The sequence below is a fragment of the Stenotrophomonas sp. KH_052 genome (assembly GCF_057838755.1).
The window spans coordinates 4,325,512-4,342,924 of sequence record NZ_CM174475.1; the positions used below are offsets into that span (position 1 = coordinate 4,325,512).

General features: G+C 67.0%; 13 protein-coding genes and 2 riboswitches. Of the genes, 6 read left to right on the forward strand and 7 right to left on the reverse strand.

Annotation, left to right across the window (positions count from 1 at the left end; all coding sequences use genetic code 11):
* Positions 1-351: 351 nt before the first annotated feature.
* The gene (locus AC3ITW_RS19780; protein ID WP_100469679.1) at positions 352-2,529 is read left to right on the forward strand and encodes a primosomal protein N'; all 2,178 of its coding nucleotides are present in this window, start codon (positions 352-354) and stop codon (positions 2,527-2,529) included.
* A gap of 94 nt (positions 2,530-2,623) precedes the next feature.
* On the opposite strand, the gene AC3ITW_RS19785 is transcribed toward AC3ITW_RS19780, so the two are convergent.
* Positions 2,624-3,244, reverse strand: a complete 621-nt coding sequence (locus AC3ITW_RS19785) for a glutathione S-transferase family protein (protein ID WP_012512234.1) — start codon at positions 3,242-3,244, stop codon at positions 2,624-2,626.
* 143 nt (positions 3,245-3,387) lie between these two features.
* On the reverse strand, positions 3,388-4,167 hold the full coding sequence (locus AC3ITW_RS19790) for an NYN domain-containing protein (protein ID WP_012512235.1): 780 nt from the start codon (positions 4,165-4,167) through the stop codon (positions 3,388-3,390).
* 122 nt (positions 4,168-4,289) lie between these two features.
* Here AC3ITW_RS19790 and AC3ITW_RS19795 point away from each other — a divergent pair, with 122 nt between their 5' ends.
* Positions 4,290-5,570: an NAD(P)/FAD-dependent oxidoreductase gene (locus AC3ITW_RS19795; RefSeq protein ID WP_100435309.1), complete on the forward strand. Its 1,281-nt coding sequence runs from the start codon at positions 4,290-4,292 to the stop codon at positions 5,568-5,570.
* Between the two features lie 91 nt (positions 5,571-5,661).
* On the opposite strand, the gene AC3ITW_RS19800 is transcribed toward AC3ITW_RS19795, so the two are convergent.
* The 4 genes from AC3ITW_RS19800 to AC3ITW_RS19815 form a co-directional block, all read right to left on the reverse strand.
* Positions 5,662-6,114 carry a hypothetical protein gene (locus AC3ITW_RS19800; RefSeq protein WP_100469671.1) on the reverse strand — a complete coding sequence of 151 codons (453 nt, stop codon included), beginning with the start codon at positions 6,112-6,114 and terminating at the stop codon, positions 5,662-5,664.
* Positions 6,115-6,118: 4 nt separating this feature from the next.
* On the reverse strand, positions 6,119-6,550 hold the full coding sequence (locus tag AC3ITW_RS19805) for a nuclear transport factor 2 family protein (RefSeq protein ID WP_006396224.1): 432 nt from the start codon (positions 6,548-6,550) through the stop codon (positions 6,119-6,121).
* Between the two features lie 69 nt (positions 6,551-6,619).
* Positions 6,620-7,039, reverse strand: coding sequence for a hypothetical protein (locus AC3ITW_RS19810; RefSeq protein WP_006396225.1), 420 nt, complete (start codon positions 7,037-7,039; stop codon positions 6,620-6,622).
* 72 nt (positions 7,040-7,111) lie between these two features.
* The gene (locus tag AC3ITW_RS19815; RefSeq protein ID WP_012512237.1) at positions 7,112-7,378 is read right to left on the reverse strand and encodes a GIY-YIG nuclease family protein; all 267 of its coding nucleotides are present in this window, start codon (positions 7,376-7,378) and stop codon (positions 7,112-7,114) included.
* 40 nt (positions 7,379-7,418) lie between these two features.
* Positions 7,419-7,508: riboswitch (glycine riboswitch) on the forward strand.
* Between the two features lie 13 nt (positions 7,509-7,521).
* Positions 7,522-7,627: riboswitch (glycine riboswitch) on the forward strand.
* 82 nt (positions 7,628-7,709) lie between these two features.
* On the opposite strand from AC3ITW_RS19815, the gene AC3ITW_RS19820 reads away from it, so the two are divergent.
* From AC3ITW_RS19820 to AC3ITW_RS19835, 4 genes are all read left to right on the forward strand, one after another.
* Positions 7,710-8,327 carry a trimeric intracellular cation channel family protein gene (locus AC3ITW_RS19820; protein ID WP_012512238.1) on the forward strand — a complete coding sequence of 206 codons (618 nt, stop codon included), beginning with the start codon at positions 7,710-7,712 and terminating at the stop codon, positions 8,325-8,327.
* 284 nt (positions 8,328-8,611) lie between these two features.
* The gene (locus tag AC3ITW_RS19825; RefSeq protein ID WP_006396352.1) at positions 8,612-9,778 is read left to right on the forward strand and encodes an MdtA/MuxA family multidrug efflux RND transporter periplasmic adaptor subunit; all 1,167 of its coding nucleotides are present in this window, start codon (positions 8,612-8,614) and stop codon (positions 9,776-9,778) included.
* Positions 9,775-12,852 (forward strand): multidrug efflux RND transporter permease subunit, encoded by a 3,078-nt coding sequence (locus AC3ITW_RS19830; RefSeq protein WP_006396355.1) that lies wholly within the window; start codon positions 9,775-9,777, stop codon positions 12,850-12,852. The genes AC3ITW_RS19825 and AC3ITW_RS19830 overlap by 4 nt, the downstream gene beginning before the upstream one ends.
* Complete coding sequence (locus AC3ITW_RS19835; protein ID WP_180889302.1) at positions 12,849-15,914, forward strand: efflux RND transporter permease subunit; 3,066 nt, start codon at positions 12,849-12,851, stop codon at positions 15,912-15,914. Before AC3ITW_RS19830 ends, AC3ITW_RS19835 begins: the two co-directional genes overlap by 4 nt.
* A gap of 187 nt (positions 15,915-16,101) precedes the next feature.
* On the opposite strand, the gene AC3ITW_RS19840 is transcribed toward AC3ITW_RS19835, so the two are convergent.
* Positions 16,102-17,175 carry a 3-deoxy-7-phosphoheptulonate synthase gene (locus AC3ITW_RS19840; RefSeq protein ID WP_489389864.1) on the reverse strand — a complete coding sequence of 358 codons (1,074 nt, stop codon included), beginning with the start codon at positions 17,173-17,175 and terminating at the stop codon, positions 16,102-16,104.
* Positions 17,176-17,413 lie beyond the last annotated feature (238 nt).

The window sequence follows — 17,413 nt, forward strand, 5'->3', positions numbered from 1 at the left end:
GCCCGCAGGTACTTCGTGCTGCAGGTTGTGCACAGCACCACGGCCCTCGCACGGGAAACTGCGGCATCCAGCTGAATTCACTCTGTTTCAGCAATGTTTCACACTTAAGTTATTGATTTTGATTGCTTTTGAAGTGTGGCGATTTTTTGACCAACCCAAGCGTGAGGCCGTCGCCATCGGCCTCCTGCGCGCCCGCCGACCGTTAACGCACAGTCTTATCCACAGAACATGTGGATAAGACTGAATCTCCAATGGACACCGATATTTAGGTGACATTTATGATTCAACGGGCGTCGCCCGGTCGCCCTCGCGCCTGCCATCCGCGTGCGCATGGCCCGTTACACTGCCCCGATGCTTTCACCGATTCCGACCCTGCAGGTCGCCCTGCCCGTCCCGTTGCCCCGCCTGTTCGACTACCTGTCGCCGGAGGGCGAGGCCCCCGCGGTGGCGGTCGGCTGCCGCCTGAGGGTGCCATTCGGCAACCGCGAGCTGGTCGGCGTGGTGGCCGGCCACGGCCAGACCGACGACGGCCAGGGCCTGCGCCAGGCGCTGGCCTGGTGCGACCCGCAGCCGCTGCTGCAGGGCGAGCTGTGGCAGAGCCTGCAATGGCTGGCGCGCTATACCCACGCGCCGCTGGGCGAGGTGCTGAGCACCGCCCTGCCCGGCCCGCTGCGCCATGGTGAAGCCCTGCCCGACACCCACCACTGGGGCTGGCAGCTGACCGCCGAAGGACGCCTGCAGCGCGGCAAGCTGCGCGCTGGCAGCCGCCCGCGGCAACTGGCCGAACTGCTGGCCGAGGCCACCGTGGACGAAGACGTGCTGGGTGAACGCATGCAGGACTGGCGCACCGTCGCGCGCAGCCTGGCCAAGCGTGAGCTGGCCGAGCGCGTCGCCCTGAGTGTGGCCCCGCAGCACGCGCAACCGCTGCCCGGCCCCACCCTCAACCCGGACCAGGCCGAAGCCGTGGCCGCGATCAACGCCGTCGAGGGTTTCCAGCCGTTCCTGCTGGATGGCGTGACCGGCAGCGGCAAGACCGAGGTCTACCTGCGGGCGATCATCCATTGCCTGGCACAGGGCAGGCAGGCGCTGGTGCTGGTGCCGGAAATCGGCCTGACCCCGCAGACCCTGGCACGCTTCCGCGGCCGCCTCGGCATCGCCGTGCATGCGTTGCATTCGGGCTTGAACGACAACGAGCGCGCACGCGTCTGGGCGGCCGCCTCACGTGGTGAAGCACGGGTCATCGTCGGCACCCGCTCGGCAGTGTTCACGCCGCTGCCGCAGGCCGGTCTGTTGATCGTCGACGAGGAACACGACGGCAGCTACAAGCAGCAGGATGGCATCCGCTACCACGCGCGCGATTTCGCTCTGGTGCGGGCCAAGGCATTGGGCATCCCGGTGCTGCTGGGCAGCGCCACGCCGTCGCTGGAAACCCTGCACAACGCCTATGCCGGGCGCTACACCCACCTGCGCCTGAAGCAGCGTGCCGGCGATGCGCGGCCACCGCGCGTGCGCATCCTGGATGTACGCAAGCGGCCGCTGCATGACGGTCTGTCGGCCGACGTACTGGCCGGCATCGGCGAACACCTGCAGCGTGGCCAGCAGGTGCTGGTGTTCAAGAACCGCCGTGGCTACGCGCCGGTGCTGCTGTGCCACGACTGCGGCTGGACCGCGCCCTGCAACCGCTGCGATGCACCGATGACCGTGCATGGCGGCGGCCGTCGCCTGCAGTGCCATCACTGCGGTGCGCGGCAACCGGCACCGCTGGCCTGCCCGGCCTGCGGCAGCCTGGCGCTGCAGCCGCAGGGTATCGGCACCGAACGCCTGGAAGAGCACCTCACCGCGGCCTTCGCCGATTTCCCGGTGGTGCGCATCGACCGCGGCACCACCTCGCGACGCGACGCGCTGGAACAGCAGCTGGCGAAACTGGGTGACCAGCCCGGCATCCTGGTCGGCACGCAGATCCTGGCCAAGGGCCACGATCTACCCAAGCTCACCTTGGTCGTGGTGGTGGGCATCGACGAAGGGCTGTTCTCGGCTGACTTCCGTGCCAGTGAAAAACTGGCGCAGCAGTTGATCCAGGTGGCCGGACGCGCGGGACGCGCGCGTGATCCCGGCGAAGTCTGGCTGCAGACCCACCATCCCGGGCATCCGTTGCTGGAAACGCTGGTGAGCGGCGGCTACCACCCGTTCGCGCAGGCCGAGTTGAACCAGCGCGAAGCGGCCGGATTCCCCCCGTTCGCGCACCTGGCGTTGATGCGTGCCGAAGCCCAGCAGGTCGAGCATGCCAATGCCTTCCTGCTGGCCGCGCGGCAGTTGTTGGGTGAACAGAACGCGGTCGAGGCCTACGGGCCGATGCCGGCGCCGATGCCGCGGCGTGCCGGCTACCAGCGCACCCAGCTGCTGCTTTCGGCGCTGCAGCGGCCGCCGTTGCATGGGGTGCTTTCGCAGTTGGTGCCGCAGCTGTACGCGCTGCCGGAAGCACGCAAGGTGCGCTGGTCGCTGGATGTGGATCCGACGGACCTGTATTAAGGGCACGCGCAGAACCCGCCGGGGGGGCCGACCCCGATGGCCTGGGGTCGGATCCCTTTTCGCAGAAAAGGGCTCTGACCCCGAACGCCTTCGCTTACGTCAGCGGCGACATCACGCCGCGCTGGTAGGCCGGCCGCTCGCGCAGGCGGGCGTACCAGTCGGCCAGGTGTGGCAGTTCCGGGCGCTGGATCGGCAGTTCGAACCAGGCATAGATCAGCGAGCCCAGCGGGATGTCACCCATCGCGAACGTCTCGCCCGACAGCCACGGCTGTTTGGCCAACGTGGCGTCGGCCATCGCCAGGTAGTCGCCGGCGCGCACGATGGCGGCATTGATCCGCGCTTCGTCGCGGTCAGCCGGGGCGGTGCGCATGATGCCCCAGATCAGGTCACTGTAGATCGGCGCCATCCGCGAAGTGCTCCAGTCCATCCACTTCTCGGCCTGGGCGCGTTCCATCGGGTCCTCGGCGTACAGCGTGCCCAGCGCGTAACGCGCGCTCAGGTAGCGCACGATGGCGTTCGATTCCCACAGCGGCAGGCCATGGTCCTCGATCACCGGCACCAGGCTGTTGGGATTCATCGCCTGGTACTCCGGTGTCTGCGTGCCGCCATGGCTGCCACCGACTTCGATGGATTCATACGGCAGGCCGATCTCCTCGGCACACCACAGCACCTTGCGGACGTTGCTGGAATTGCGACGGCCCCAGATCTTCAACATGCGGGTTTTCCTTGCTGGCAATGCGAGCGGCAACGATACGCCTGATCGGAGTGGGTATGTGGGTGGCGGATGTGGAATCGGGCATCTGGGGCTTGCCGGCCAGCGGCCGGCACTACCGGTTCTTCTTTGGCCAGCAGCCGGAGCTACCTGTTCTTTTTCGGCAGCGCGCGCACGTAGGAGGACTTGCCGTCCTTCTTCAGCTCGAACAGGCCAATCGCTGCCAGCAGGTCACTGAGCTTGCCGTAGCCATAGTTGCGCGGGTCGAACGAGGCCTGGTTGCCGATCTGGCTGCCGACCGGGCCCAGGTGCGACCAGCCATCCTCGCCCTCGGCCGAGGACACCGCACGCCGCAGCATCTTCACCAGCCGCGTATCGCTGCGCATTTCCGCGCCGCTCTTGCGCGGTCGGGCATCGTCATTGGCCACCGGTTCGTTCGGTGCCTGCTCGTTCGATGATTGCTCGACGTCCTGCACGCTGGCATGGGTCTGGCCCAGCGCTTCCAGATAGGTGAACTTCGAGCAGGCGTTGACGAACGGTTCCGGCGTTTTCTTTTCACCGAAGCCATAGACCTTCACGCCATCGGTCAGCAGGCGCATCACCATCGGGGTGAAATCGGCATCGCTGGACACAATGGCAAAACCATCGAGGTTGCGCGCGTACAACAGGTCCATGGCATCGATCACCATCGCCATGTCCGAGGCGTTCTTGCCCTTGCTGTAGGCGAACTGCTGGATCGGGCGGATCGCGTACTCGTGCAGCACCGCCTCCCATCCCTTCAACCGTGGGCTCTTCCAGTTGCCATAGGCGCGGCGCACGTTGGCCACGCCGTAGCGGGCGACTTCAGCCAGGACCTCGTCGATCTTCGAGGCCGGCGCGTTGTCGGCATCGATCAACAGGGCGATGCGCTTTTCCGGTTCGCTCATGGATTCCTCGCGGGCGGTTGCCTGAACCCGAGTATCGCCGATCCGCGCGGGCGCTGACGTGACAACCGCCTGCCGTGCGAAGATGCCAAGCGCTTCCCCCATGCCCCCACTGGAGTGAGTCGATGAGTCGCGAGCGCGTTCCCCACCTGGTTGTTGTCGGCGGCGGTTTTGCCGGTCTCTGGGCCACCCGTGCCCTGGCCCGCGAGCGCATACGCATCACCCTGGTCGACCGCCGCAACCACCATCTGTTCCAGCCGCTGCTCTACCAGGTGGCCACCGCCGGCCTGTCCGCCCCGGATATCGCCGCACCGCTGCGCCACATCCTTGGCCACCAGCGCAATGTGGAAGTGCGCCTCGGCGAAGTGGTCACCATCGACAAGCAGGCCCGGCAGATCCGCATGGCCGATGGCAGCACGCTGGACTACGACACTCTGCTGCTGGCCACGGGTGCCACCCACGCCTACTTCGGCAACGACCAGTGGGCCGATGATGCCCCCGGCCTGAAGACGCTGGACGATGCCATCGCGCTGCGCCGCAAGCTGCTGCTGGCGTTCGAACGTGCCGAGGCCGAACCGGACCCGGCGAAGAAGGCCGCGTGGCTGAGCTTCGCCGTGGTCGGCGGCGGCCCCACCGGTGTCGAACTGGCCGGCACCCTGGCCGAAATCGCGCGGCATACGCTGCGCAACGAGTTCCGCCATATCGATCCGGCCAGCGCCAAGGTGCGGCTGGTCGAAGCCGGCCCGCGCGTGTTGTCTTCGTTCCCGGAAGTGCTTTCGCTGAAGGCACGGCGGCAGCTGGAAAAGCTGGGCGTGGAAGTGTTGACCGGTACCCCGGTGAGCGACATCGACAGCCAGGGTTTCAAGCTCGGTGATCAGTTCGTGCCGGCCCGCACCGTGGTCTGGGCCGCCGGCGTGGCCGCTTCACCGCTGGCGCGCACACTGGACGTGCCGCTGGACCGCGCCGGACGCGTGCAGGTGCAACCCGACCTCACCCTGCCTGACCACCCGGAACTGTTCGTGGCCGGCGATCTGGCCGCGCTGAACCAGGCCAACGGCAAGCCGGTGCCTGGCGTGGCACCCGCCGCCAAGCAGATGGGCAAGTACGTGGCCGAGGTGATCCGCGCGCGCCTGCACGGCAAGGCCGCACCGGGGCCGTTCAAGTACGCCGACTTCGGCAACCTGGCCACCATCGGCCGCATGGCCGCGATCGTGCACCTGGGCAGGCTGCAACTCTCGGGCGTCCTCGCCTGGTGGTTCTGGCTGGCCGCACACGTGTTCTTCCTGATCGGTTTCCGCAACCGCGTCGTGGTGCTGCTGAACTGGGCGGTGGCGTACTGGAGCTACCAGCGCAGCGCGCGCATCATCTTCGGTGACGACCAGGAAGACCGGCGACCCCGACGGTAGTGCCGGCCGCTGGCCGGCTGCTGCGCGGTCGGATCCCTTTCCGCAGGAAAGGGCTCTGACTCCGTCAACATCATCCACGCATGGCGTGGATCTACCGGTTCATCGGGCCGCCCGGCACCCGCTGTTTCGACCAGGTGCGGCAGAAATCCTCCTTCCTCGCGGTGTCGGCAATCTGCGTGCTACTCCAATGCCGGGTGATCCAGATTGTCAGTGCGGTACTGCTGAGATGCCAGCGCAGCATGTCGTGCCTTGGCTGCCGCATCAGGTGGCGGCGTGCAACCCAGAACGCTTCGCGCTCGACATCAGTCGCCTTCTTCAACGCCTCAGGATCGAAGAACCGCGTCGTGAAGCTCCATGGATTCATCGGCTGGAATCCCGTGCGCTGCTCACTGCTGCATGCAGCCACACCACTGGGCGCACGGTCTGCCGGCTGCGGCCGGCCTTCCACCAGCGCCAGCCCGAGCAGGTACAGCAGGCCAGGCAGCAGCGCGATACCGGCGACCAGTACGACGACGGAGATCCATGCTTTGCCGGCGGCACGCATCGCTCTACAGCGCCTTCGGCTTCGGATACCACAGTGCGTTGACGATGACCCAGCGCTGGTCGAAGCGCCCCATGTGGAAGTAGTCGACGAACCACGGGGTTTCCAGCCGCACCGAGGCCGCGTTGCCGGTCACGTCCAGCACCGTGCAGCGGCGGTTCCATTGATCCTTCGGGGTCTTCAGCGCGCCCTGCTTCGTCAACGAGACCAGCTCTTCCTTCGACATGCGGCGCAGGCCCAGTCGTTCGTCGGGTGTATCGCCGAGGACCGCGCGCTTGGCCAGGTCCGGGTGCAGGGAGCGGGCGACGCGTTGCGGGTCGGCCTCCAGCTGGCCGTCGACGTAATCGTGGCAGGTGGCTTCGATGGCCGCGATCGTGGCCGGGTCGGCGGCGGGGCTTGTCGCACCAGCAACAGCGAGCAACATGGCAAGCGTGGACATCCTGGTCTCCAAGGCTGGGGCGGGATGATCATGGCATGGGCGGCGTACTTACCCACGCGTGGCGCGGATCTATTGCATCAGGCCCATTTCGTCGACGCCCAGCTGCATGTACATGAACGCGGCCGCTTCGTCGGTCATCGGCTGGCCCTTCGGGAAACTGTCGAGCCAGGCGGTGATGCGCGCATGCCGATGCTTCAGTGCATCGGCCATCGCGCGCTTTTCCGCGTCGGTGGCACGTTCCTGCATCTCGTCGCGCAGCAGGTCATCGCCGATGCCCCATTTTTCGGCCAGCGGAATCAGGTCGACCAGATCGGGCGGCACCCGGTCACGGCGCAGGTGGATGGGGTCAGCAGTGGCCGGGCCACGCTGCGCGGCCAGCTCTGCGGCGGTTCCGATCTGCCCGTGCTGCAGTGGCGGCGAGGTCGGCGCCTGGGCGCAGGCCGGCAAGGTCATGCAGGTGGTGAACAGCAGCATCCAGCAGGTCTTCATCGGACCAATCCTATGTCCATGGCTGTGGCGATCATGGCATGGGCGGCGTCTCCATCCACGCAAGGCGTGGATCTACAGGACCGGTGCCTGCAGCCAGGCCAGTTTGCGTTCGCGCGGCTGCTGCTTGAGCTGCCATTCGGCGCGCGAGGCGGCGGCCCGGTCCGGGTACTCGCGCACGGCCAGTACGCGCAGCGGCGGCCGCGCCCGGGTGTAACGCGCACCCTTCCCGGCCTGGTGGGCAGCGAAACGCGCGTCCACGTCGGTGCTGATGCCGGCGTAATAGCTGCCATCGCGGCATTCGAGCAGGTACAGGAACCACGGGCGCAGGGACGAGGCCATGGCCGGATTATGCCGTGTTGCACTGCAGCGGATATACTGGCGCCCGAATGCAGGAGAGAGGCGCCGCGCTGGCGCCCGCCGAAGGCGCAGGCTCCCATGATCGCTCAGGCCGGTGGGCTGGAATCCCACCAACCATGCATTCGACTCGCCGAGCTGGAGAGAGGTCACCGGGCATGCCCGGCACGATCCGCCGAAGGGGCACGCGGCCCATGCCGCTGAACTCTCAGGCAAAAGGACAGCGGGAGCGGCACCGGTCATCGTCATCCCGTCATTGCGCAGGCAGTGGCGGTACACGCGCATGGCCGGCCCCACCGCGCCCGGAGCCTGTCCCATGCTGCTGTCCATCATCTACCTGATCGCCATTTCCGCCGAAGCCATGACCGGCGCGCTGTCCGCCGGCCGCCGCCGCATGGACCTGTTCGGTGTGATCATGATCGCCTGCGTTACCGCCCTCGGCGGCGGATCACTGCGCGACATCCTGCTCGGTCACTATCCGCTGGGCTGGGTGAAGCATCCCGAGTACCTGGGCTTCACCGTGTGTGCGGCGCTGATCGCCACCTGGGTCGCACGCTGGATGCACCACTTCCGACGCACCTTCCTGGTGCTCGATGGACTGGGCCTGATCGCCTTCACCCTGATCGGCTGTTCGATCGCACGTGAGGCCGGCCATGCCATGCCGATCGTGCTGATTGCCGGCATGCTGACCGGCGCCTTCGGCGGCGTGCTGCGCGACATCCTCTGCAACGAGGTGCCGCTGATCTTCCAGAAGGAGCTGTACGCGATCATCGCGCTGCTGACCGGCGCGGCCTACCTGTTGCTGCTGCACTGGGGTGTGGCCGACGCTACCGCGATCCTGTGCTGCCTGGGCGGCGGCTTCGCGCTGCGCCTGCTGGCGATCCATTACCGCTGGGAAATGCCGAAGTTCGTGTACCACGACGAAGTGCATTGATTGTTTGACGGTAGTGCCGGCCGCTGGCCGGCAACACGGCACACGCCCTCAGATTCCAGCAGGTTGCCGGCCAGCGGCCGGCACTACCGAATGCGTTGCATGACCATGGTCATGCGGCATTGACCGGGGTGATTGGCTACCATTGTCGCCCCGTCGCTGCTGCGACGGCATCCAGCCACGCCGCGCCCGCGGCCCCGCCAGACACTCCCTCCCCGCTGCCCGTGATGCCGTGAACGCACCGACGGGCCCGCATGTCCCTGCGCGCGCAGGGCGCAGGATGCCCCATGTCTGTCGCCGAAAATTCCCGTTTCCGTCGTGCCCGCCTGTTGTGGGCGGTGCTGGCCATTGCCCTCGCCGCCCTTCTGGCGTGGTGGCTGTGGCCCCGGAATGGCGCCGGCAGCAGCGACGATGCGCCGGGCAAGACGGTGCCGGTACGCGTGGCGCGTGCCAGCGCCGAGCCGCTGGTGCTGCGCCTGAAGGCGGTCGGTACGGTCACCCCGCTGCACAGCGTGGTGGTACGCAGCCGCGTGGATGGCGAACTGCTGCGGCTGCATTTCCAGGAAGGCCAGCAGGTGAAGGCCGGCGATCTGCTGGCGCAGATCGACCCGCGCCCGTATGAAGTGAAGCTGGCACAGGCCCAGGGTACCCAGCAGCAGAATCTGGCCGAGCTGGAGAACGCCGAACGCCAGCTGCAGCGCTACCGCGAACTGCAGAAGCAGAACTACGTGTCCGGGCAGGAATTGAGCGACCAGCAGAGCAAGGTGCGCCAGCTGCAGGGCCGCCGCCTCAGCGATCAGGCGTCTGTTGACGAGGCACGCCTGCAGCTGCAGTACACCCGCATTACCGCACCGGTCAGTGGCCGCGTCGGCTTGCGCCGGCTGGATGTGGGCAACCTGGTGCGTGCCAGCGATGCCGAAGGCTTGGTGACGCTGGCACAGACCGCACCGATCAGCGTGCTGTTCACCGTGCCCGAACCCGAGCTGCCGGCGCTGCTCGATGCCGTGCAGGCGCAACCGGCACTGGCGGTGGAAACCTGGGACCGCGAAGAACGCCGGCAGCTGGCCCGCGGCTCGCTGTCCAGCGTCGACAACCGCATCGATACCACCACCGGCACGTTGAAACTGCGTGCGCACTTCGACAACCACGATCTGGCGCTGTTCCCCAACCAGTTCGTCAACGTCCGCCTGCAGCTGGGCGAGCAGCCCGCGCTGCTGATTCCCGATGCCGCCGTGCAGTTCGGCAGCCAGGGCAACTACGTGCATATCGTCGACAAGGACAGCAAGGCACAACGCCGCACCGTGGTGCTCGGTCCGGCCGATGATGGACGCGTGGCCGTGCGCTCCGGGCTGGCCGCAGGGGACAAGGTGGTGATCGAAGGCATCGACGGGCTGGAAGACGGCACGGCGGTGGAGATCATCACCGAGGAGGCCGCGACCAAGGCCGGCGCATGAACCTCTCGCGCTCGTTCATCCTGCGCCCGGTCGCAACGACTCTCCTGATGGTGGCGCTGCTGCTGTCCGGCGTGCTGGCCTATCGCCTGCTGCCGGTGGCGGCGCTGCCGCAGGTCGATTACCCGATCATCCAGATCACCACGCTGTATCCGGGGGCCAGCCCCGAACTGACCACACGCACCATCACCGCACCGCTGGAGCGCCAGCTCGGCCAGATTCCCGGCCTGAAACAACTGTCGTCGACCAGTTCCGGTGGCGCCTCGGTCATTACCCTGCAGTTCGGGCTGGAGGTGTCGCTGGGTGTGGCCGAGCAGGACGTGCAGGCCGCCATCAACGCGGCGGGCAGCTTCCTGCCCGGGGACCTGCCGGTGCCGCCGGTGTACCGCAAGGTCAACCCGGCCGACACCCCCATCCTGACCTTGGCGGTGACCTCGCAAGGCCTGTCGCTGCCGCAGGTGCACGATCTGGTGGATACGCGCATCGCCCAGCGCCTGGCGCAGTTGCCCGGCGTCGGCCTGGTCAGCCTGGCCGGTGGCCAGCGCCCGGCGGTGCGCATCCAGGTCAATCCAGCGGCGCTGGCCGCCAACAACCTGGGCATGGACCACATCCGCACCGCCATCGCCGCCGCCAACGTCAACCTGCCCAAGGGCAGTTTCGATGGCCCGATCCGCGCGGTGATGCTCGATGCCAACGATCAGATGCGCAGCGTGGATGAGTACCGTGCCCTGATACTGGCCTGGCGCGACGGCGCGCCGCTGCGGCTGGGCGATGTAGCCACCATTACCGATGGCGCCGAGAACCGCCAGTTGGCTGCGTGGAGCGGTACCACGCCGGCAGTGCTGGTGAACATCCAGCGCCAGCCCGGCGCCAACGTGATCGCCGTGGTCGAGCAGGTGCGTACGCTGCTGCCGCAGCTGCAGGCCACGCTGCCCGCCGGCGTGCAGATGAATGTACTGAGCGACCGCACCGAATCGATCCGCGCGTCGGTGCGCGGCGTGCAGAAAGAACTGGTACTGGCCATCGGCCTGGTGGTGCTGGTCACCTGGGTGTTCCTGCGCAATCTGCCGGCCACACTGATTCCCAGCGTTGCAGTGCCGCTGTCGCTGGTCGGCACCTTCGCGGTGATGCTGCTGGCCGGCTATTCGCTCAACAACCTCACGCTGATGGCGCTGACCATCGCCACCGGCTTCGTGGTGGACGATGCCATCGTGATGCTGGAGAACATCGCCCGCCATCTGGAGGAAGGCGAAAGCCCCCGCGATGCAGCGCTGAAAGGCGCAGCCGAGATCGGCTTCACCCTGGTGTCGCTGACTGTTTCGCTGATCGCGGTGCTGATCCCGCTGCTGTTCATGGCCGACCTGGTGGGTGCACTGTTCCATGAGTTCGCAGTGACACTGGCTGTAGCCATCGGCATTTCGCTGGTGGTCTCGCTGACGCTGACGCCGATGCTATGCGCGCGGTTCCTGAAGCCGCACGCGAAGACTGCACATGCGCCCGATGTCTTCGACCGCGTCATCGGCCTCTACGACCGCCAGCTGCGCTGGGTGCTGCAGCGCCAGCCGCTGATGTTGCTGGCCACCGTTGCCACCCTCGCACTGACCGTGGCGCTGTACTTCGCCGTGCCCAAGGGTTTCTTCCCGGTGCAGGATGCCGGCCTGGTGCAGGGCATCAGCGAAGCGCCGCAGGCGATCTCGTTCCAGGCCATGCGCGAGCGCCAGCAGGCGCTGGCGGCGGCCATCGAAGCCGACGAGGCGGTGGCCAGCGTCTCGTCCTACATCGGCGTGGACGGCAACAATGCCACGCTCAATACCGGCCGCCTGCTGATCGAGCTGAAACCGCACGGCGACCGCGATGGCGCCGCCGTGGTGATGGCGCGCCTGCAACAGCGCGTGTCGAAGATCCCCGGCATCACCCTGTACCTGCAGCCGGTACAGGAGCTGGGCATCGAGGACCGCATCAGCCGCACCCAGTACCAGTTCACCCTGACCACGCCGGATCTTGAAACACTGGAACGCTGGACCCCGAAGCTGCTGCAGGCGCTACGCCAGCAACCTGCACTGCGCGATGTCGCCAGCGATCTGCAGATGCAGGGCCGGCAGGCGCGCGTGGCGATCGACCGCGATGCGGCGGCGCGCCTGGGCGTGAGCGTGGAAGCAGTAGCCGATGCGCTGTACGACGCCTATGGGCAGCGCCAGATTTCGACCATCTTCACCCAGGCCAGCCAGTACCGGGTGGTGCTGGAGGCCGATCCTTCACGACAGCCCGGGCCGGAGGCGATCACGGGCCTGCGTGTGCGCAGCAGCAGTGGGCAGACCGTGCCGCTGGGTGCGGTGGCGCGGGTAGAGGTGGGTCCGTCCGCACTGCTACGCAATCACGTGGGCCAGTTCCCGGCGGCCACGCTGTCGTTCAACCTTGCCCCGGGCGCTTCGCTGGGCGAAGCGGTGGAGGCTGTGCACGCCGCGCGCGCACAGGTGAACCTGCCGCAGAGCATCGAACTTCGCCTGCAGGGTGCCGCAGCGGCCTTCAGCAGCTCGCTGTCGTCCACACTGTGGCTGATCCTGGCTGCGGTGGTGGTGATGTACATCGTGCTGGGCGTGCTCTACGAGAGCTTCATCCACCCCATCACCATCCTCTCCACCCTGCCCTCGGCCACCGTCGGTGCGCTGGCGGCACTGTGGGTAAGCGGACGCAGCCTGGACCTGATCGCGGTGATCGGCATCGTGCTGCTGATCGGCCTGGTGAAGAAGAACGCGATCATGATGATCGACTTCGCGCTGGACGCGCAGCGCACACGCGGCATGTCACCGCGCGAGGCGATCCATCAGGCCGCGCTGCTGCGTTTCCGGCCGATCCTGATGACCACGCTGGCCGCGCTGTTCGGCGCAGTGCCGCTGATGCTGGCCAGTGGTTCCGGCGCGGAGCTGCGGCAACCACTCGGCTGGGTGATGGTGGGCGGGCTGCTGGTCAGCCAGGTACTGACCCTGTTCACCACGCCGGTGATCTACCTGGCCTTTGATCGCCTGCAGCGTGGCCGTGCGACGTCCCCGGTGGCCGTTGACGAGGCGCGCGCGTGACCCCCATCGCGCGCCTGGCGCAGGCCTGCGTGCAGCGCCCGGTAGCGACGATCCTGCTGGCGGTGGCGCTGGTGCTGGCCGGCCTGCTGGCATTGCGCCTGTTGCCGGTGGCGCCGCTGCCACAGGTCGATTACCCGGCCATTGAAGTCAGTGCCAGCCTGCCCGGCGCCTCGCCCGAGTCGATGGCAGCCACCGTCGCCACGCCGCTGGAGCGCGCACTGGGCAGCCTGCCCGGCATCTCACGCATCGACTCGGCCAGCACCCAGGGCCAGACCCAGATCGAACTGAAGTTCGTACTCGGCCGCGACATCGATGAGGCAGCGCGTGAAGTGCAGGCCGCCATCAATCTTGCACGCGGGCAGTTGCCCAGTGGCATGCCCGGCATGCCGCAGTACCGCAAGGTCAATCCCTCACAGGCACCGATCCTGGCGCTGGCACTGACCTCGGACACGCGTTCGCCAGGCCAGCTGTATGACCTGGCCTCCACCGTGCTGGCGCAGAAGCTGTCGCAGGTGCCGGGCGTGGGCGAAGTGCAGGTGGGCGGCAGCGCCTTGCCCGCCGTGCGTGTATCGCTGGACCCGAATGCACTGAACCATGCAGGCCTGGCGCTGGAGGACGTGGCCCAGGCCATCGGCCGCGCCAACGCCATGCGCCCGCTGGGTGCCGTGGGCGATGACCGCCAGCAGTGGCAGCTGGAAGCGCCGCTGCAGCTGCGCCAGGCCGCGCAGTACCGCGAACTGGCATTGAAGGTCAGCGACGACCGCACGCTGCGGCTGGGCGATGTCGCCGCCGTTGCCGATGGCGTGGAAGACCGTTACGCCAGCGGCTTCCACAACGAACGCCCCGCCGTGCTGCTGATCGTCAGCCGCCAACCCGGCGCCAACATCATCGCCACCGTTGATGCCATCCAGGCGCAGCTACCGCAACTGCATGCGCTGTTGCCCTCCAGCGTGGACATGCGGCTGGTGATGGACCGCTCGCCGGTGATCCGCGCCACCCTGCACGAAGCAGAGCTCACGCTGGTGCTGGCGATCGTGCTGGTGGTGCTGGTGGTGCTCGGCTTCCTCGGCCACTGGCGTGCAGCGTTGGTGCCCAGCGTGGCGATTCCGGTGGTGCTGTTCGGCACGCTGGCGCTGATAGCGCTGATGGGCTTCTCACTCAATACGCTTTCATTGATGGCGCTGATCGTCGCCGCCGTGCTGGTGGTGGACGATGCCATCGTGGTGCTGGAGAACATCGCCCGCCATCGCGAACTGGGCGCCGACCGCTGGCAGGCGGCAGTACGGGGTGCATCGGAAGTCGGTGCCACGCTGCTGTCGATGAACGTTGCACTGGCCGTGGTGTTCGTCTCCATCCTGTTCCTGGACGACTTCGTCGAACGCCTGTTCCGCGAATTCTCGTTGACCCTGGTGGCGGCCATGACGGTCTCCGTGCTGGTCGCGCTGAGCCTGGTGCCGATGCTGTGTGCACGATTGTTCGTGGATGCCGCGCAGCAACCCTCGCGCTGGCAGCGGGGCAGCAATGCGCTATTCGAACGTGTGCGCAGCGCCTACCTGCGCACGCTTCAGGCCAGCCTGCGCCGGCTGCGCTGGCCGTTGCTGGCCTTCGTTGCAGTCATCGCGCTTAACACGTGGCTGTTCCAGCAGGTGCCCAAGGGCATCGTGCCCAAGCAGGACACCGCGCAGCTGCGCGGCTTCGCGCGCGGCGATGACGGCCTGTCCTTCCAGGCCATGCAACCGAAGATCGATGCGTACAGGAAGCTGTTGCTGTCCGATCCGGCCATCGAGGACATCATCGGCTACATCGGTGGCAGCAACGGGGTCAACAACGCCTTCATCATGATCAAGATGAAGCCGCTGGCCGAGCGCAAGGTGTCCAGCCAGCAGGTGATCGACCGCCTGCGCGCGCGGCTGCCCAAGCTGCCCGGCGGCAATCTCTATCTGTGGGTGGACCAGGACATCCGCCTGGAGGGCGCAGGCAGCAGTGGCAAGTACGAGTTCCAGCTGCTGTCGGCCGATACCGCGCCGCTGCGCGAATGGGCGCCAAAGGTGGCGGCCGCGCTGCGTGGCCTGCCCGAACTGGTGGACGTGGAAGCACAGGGCGAAGCAGGCATGCGCCAGGTGATGCTGGACATCGACCGCGAAGCAGCCGCGCGCCACGGCGTCGACCTGCGCACGGTGGCCAACATGCTCAACAACTCCTTCAGCCAGCGCCAGGTCGCCACGCTGTACGACAGCCTCAACCAGTACCGCGTGGTGATGGAGCTGGACCCGAAGCACACCCAGGACCCGGGCACGCTGTCACGACTGCAGGTGATCGATGGCAACGGCCAGCGCATTCCGCTGTCGAGCATCGCCAGCTGGCGCTATGGCATGGCACCGGACCGGGTGTACCACAGCGAGCAGTTCGCCTCGATCTGGATCGAGTTCGCGCTGGCACCCGGGGTGGGCCTGGAACAGGCCACGCAGGCGATCGATGGTGCGATGTCGAAACTGATGCTGCCACGTTCGGTACAGGGAAAACTGTCCGGCGAAGCCGGCGGCCTGGAGCAGCTGCGCTCGCGCCAGCTGTGGCTGGTGCTGGGCGCCACGCTGGCGGTCTACCTGGTGCTGGGCATCCTCTACGAGAGCTTCCTGCAGCCGCTGGTGATCCTGTCCACGCTGCCCTCGGCCGGCATCGGCGCACTGCTGGCGCTGTGGCTGTTCGGCAACGAACTGAACCTGATCGCGTTGCTGGGGTTGTTCCTGCTGGTGGGCGTGGTGATGAAGAACACCATCCTGCTGGTGGACTTCGCGCTGGCCGGCGAGCGGCGCGGGCTGAGCGCGCAGGATTCAGTGATGGAAGCCGCGCGGTTGCGCCTGCGGCCGATCCTGATGACCTCGCTGGCGGCGCTGCTGGGCACGCTGCCGCTGATGCTGGCCAACGGCGAAGGCTGGGAACTCCGGCAACCGCTGGGGATCGCCATTGTGGGCGGGTTGCTGGTCAGCCAGTGGCTGACGCTGTACACCACCCCGGCGATGTATCTGGCGTTGGCGAGGCTGCGCGCGAAAAAGGCCATGTAGCGTCAATCGAGCATGGCTCGACGCTACAAAAGCCGGCATCACCACCCCGGCGATGTACCTGGCGCTGTCGCTCATGCGCAGCGCCAGGCGCATCGCCGGTGCGGACGGGCCGGTCTCCAACTCCGACCGGCCCTGATCGCGGCCGCACCCCCGCAGGCGCTGGCCGCCATCCACACACGTGCCGCACTCAGGCGGCTTCGGACACCTTTACGTCGCGACGGGCGCGCGCGGCCGCAGCCAGTCGCTCCAGCACCGTCACGGTGGTGTCCCAGTCGATGCAGCCATCGGTGATGCTCTGCCCATAGACCAGCGGCTGGCCTTCCACCAGTTCCTGGCGGCCACCGACCAGATGGCTCTCGATCATCACGCCAACGATGCGCTGTTCACCGTCTTCCAGCTGAACGGCGATGTCGTCGATCACCTTCGGCTGGTTCTCCGGGTTCTTCAGGCTGTTGGCATGGCTGGCGTCGATCATCAGACGCGTCGGCAGCTTGGACTTGGCCAGCACCTGGCAAGCCTCGGCAACGCTGCCCGCGTCGTAGTTCGGCTGCTTGCCGCCGCGCAGGATCACATGGCAATCCGGGTTGCCGGTGGTCGACACGATGGCGGTGCCACCCTGCTTGGTGACCGACAGGAAGTGATGCGGGTTGGACGCCGCACCCACGGCATCGGCCGCAATCTTCACGTTGCCATCGGTGCCGTTCTTGAAGCCGACCGGGCACGACAGCCCCGAGGCCAGCTCGCGATGCACCTGGCTTTCGGTGGTGCGTGCGCCGATCGCGCCCCATGCCACCAGGTCGGCGATGTACTGCGGCGAGATCACGTCAAGGAACTCGACACCGGCAGGCAGGCCAAGCTTGTTGATGTCGCGCAGCAGGCCGCGGGCGATGCGCAGGCCCTTGTCGATCTTGAAGCTGCCGTCCAGGTCCGGATCGTTGATCAAGCCCTTCCAGCCCACCGTGGTGCGCGGCTTCTCGAAGTACACGCGCATGACGATTTCCAGTTCGCCGGCCAGTGCGTCGCGCAGCGGCTTCAGGCGCTGGGCGTATTCAATGGCAGCGTTCGGGTCATGGATCGAGCACGGGCCCACCACCACTGCCAGGCGGTCGTCGCGGCCGTGCAGGATCTGGTGCAGGGCCGCGCGCGAGGCGCTGACGGTGTCGGAGGCTTCATCGTCACAGGGCAGCATCGCCAGCAGCTGGGCAGGCGGTGTCAGCGGTTCGATGGTGCGGATACGCAGGTCGTCGGTGTGCGGGGGCATTGCAGGAGATCTCCGGAACGTTGGGGGTCCCCAGCGTGGCGGCATGAAAAAAGCCGCCAGGTTCGCTGGCGGCTTTCGGGAATGCGTCTGAAGCTTTCTTCAGGGTGAGCGCAGTCCTTCCTCCGCCAGTGGCTTCGGAAAGTAATACCAGTAAAAGCTGGTGGGGGCTGCGTTCATGGGATCTATTGATAGCACAGCTTTTGCGCAGTGCAAAATGTTTCATCCGCAACTGGGGATG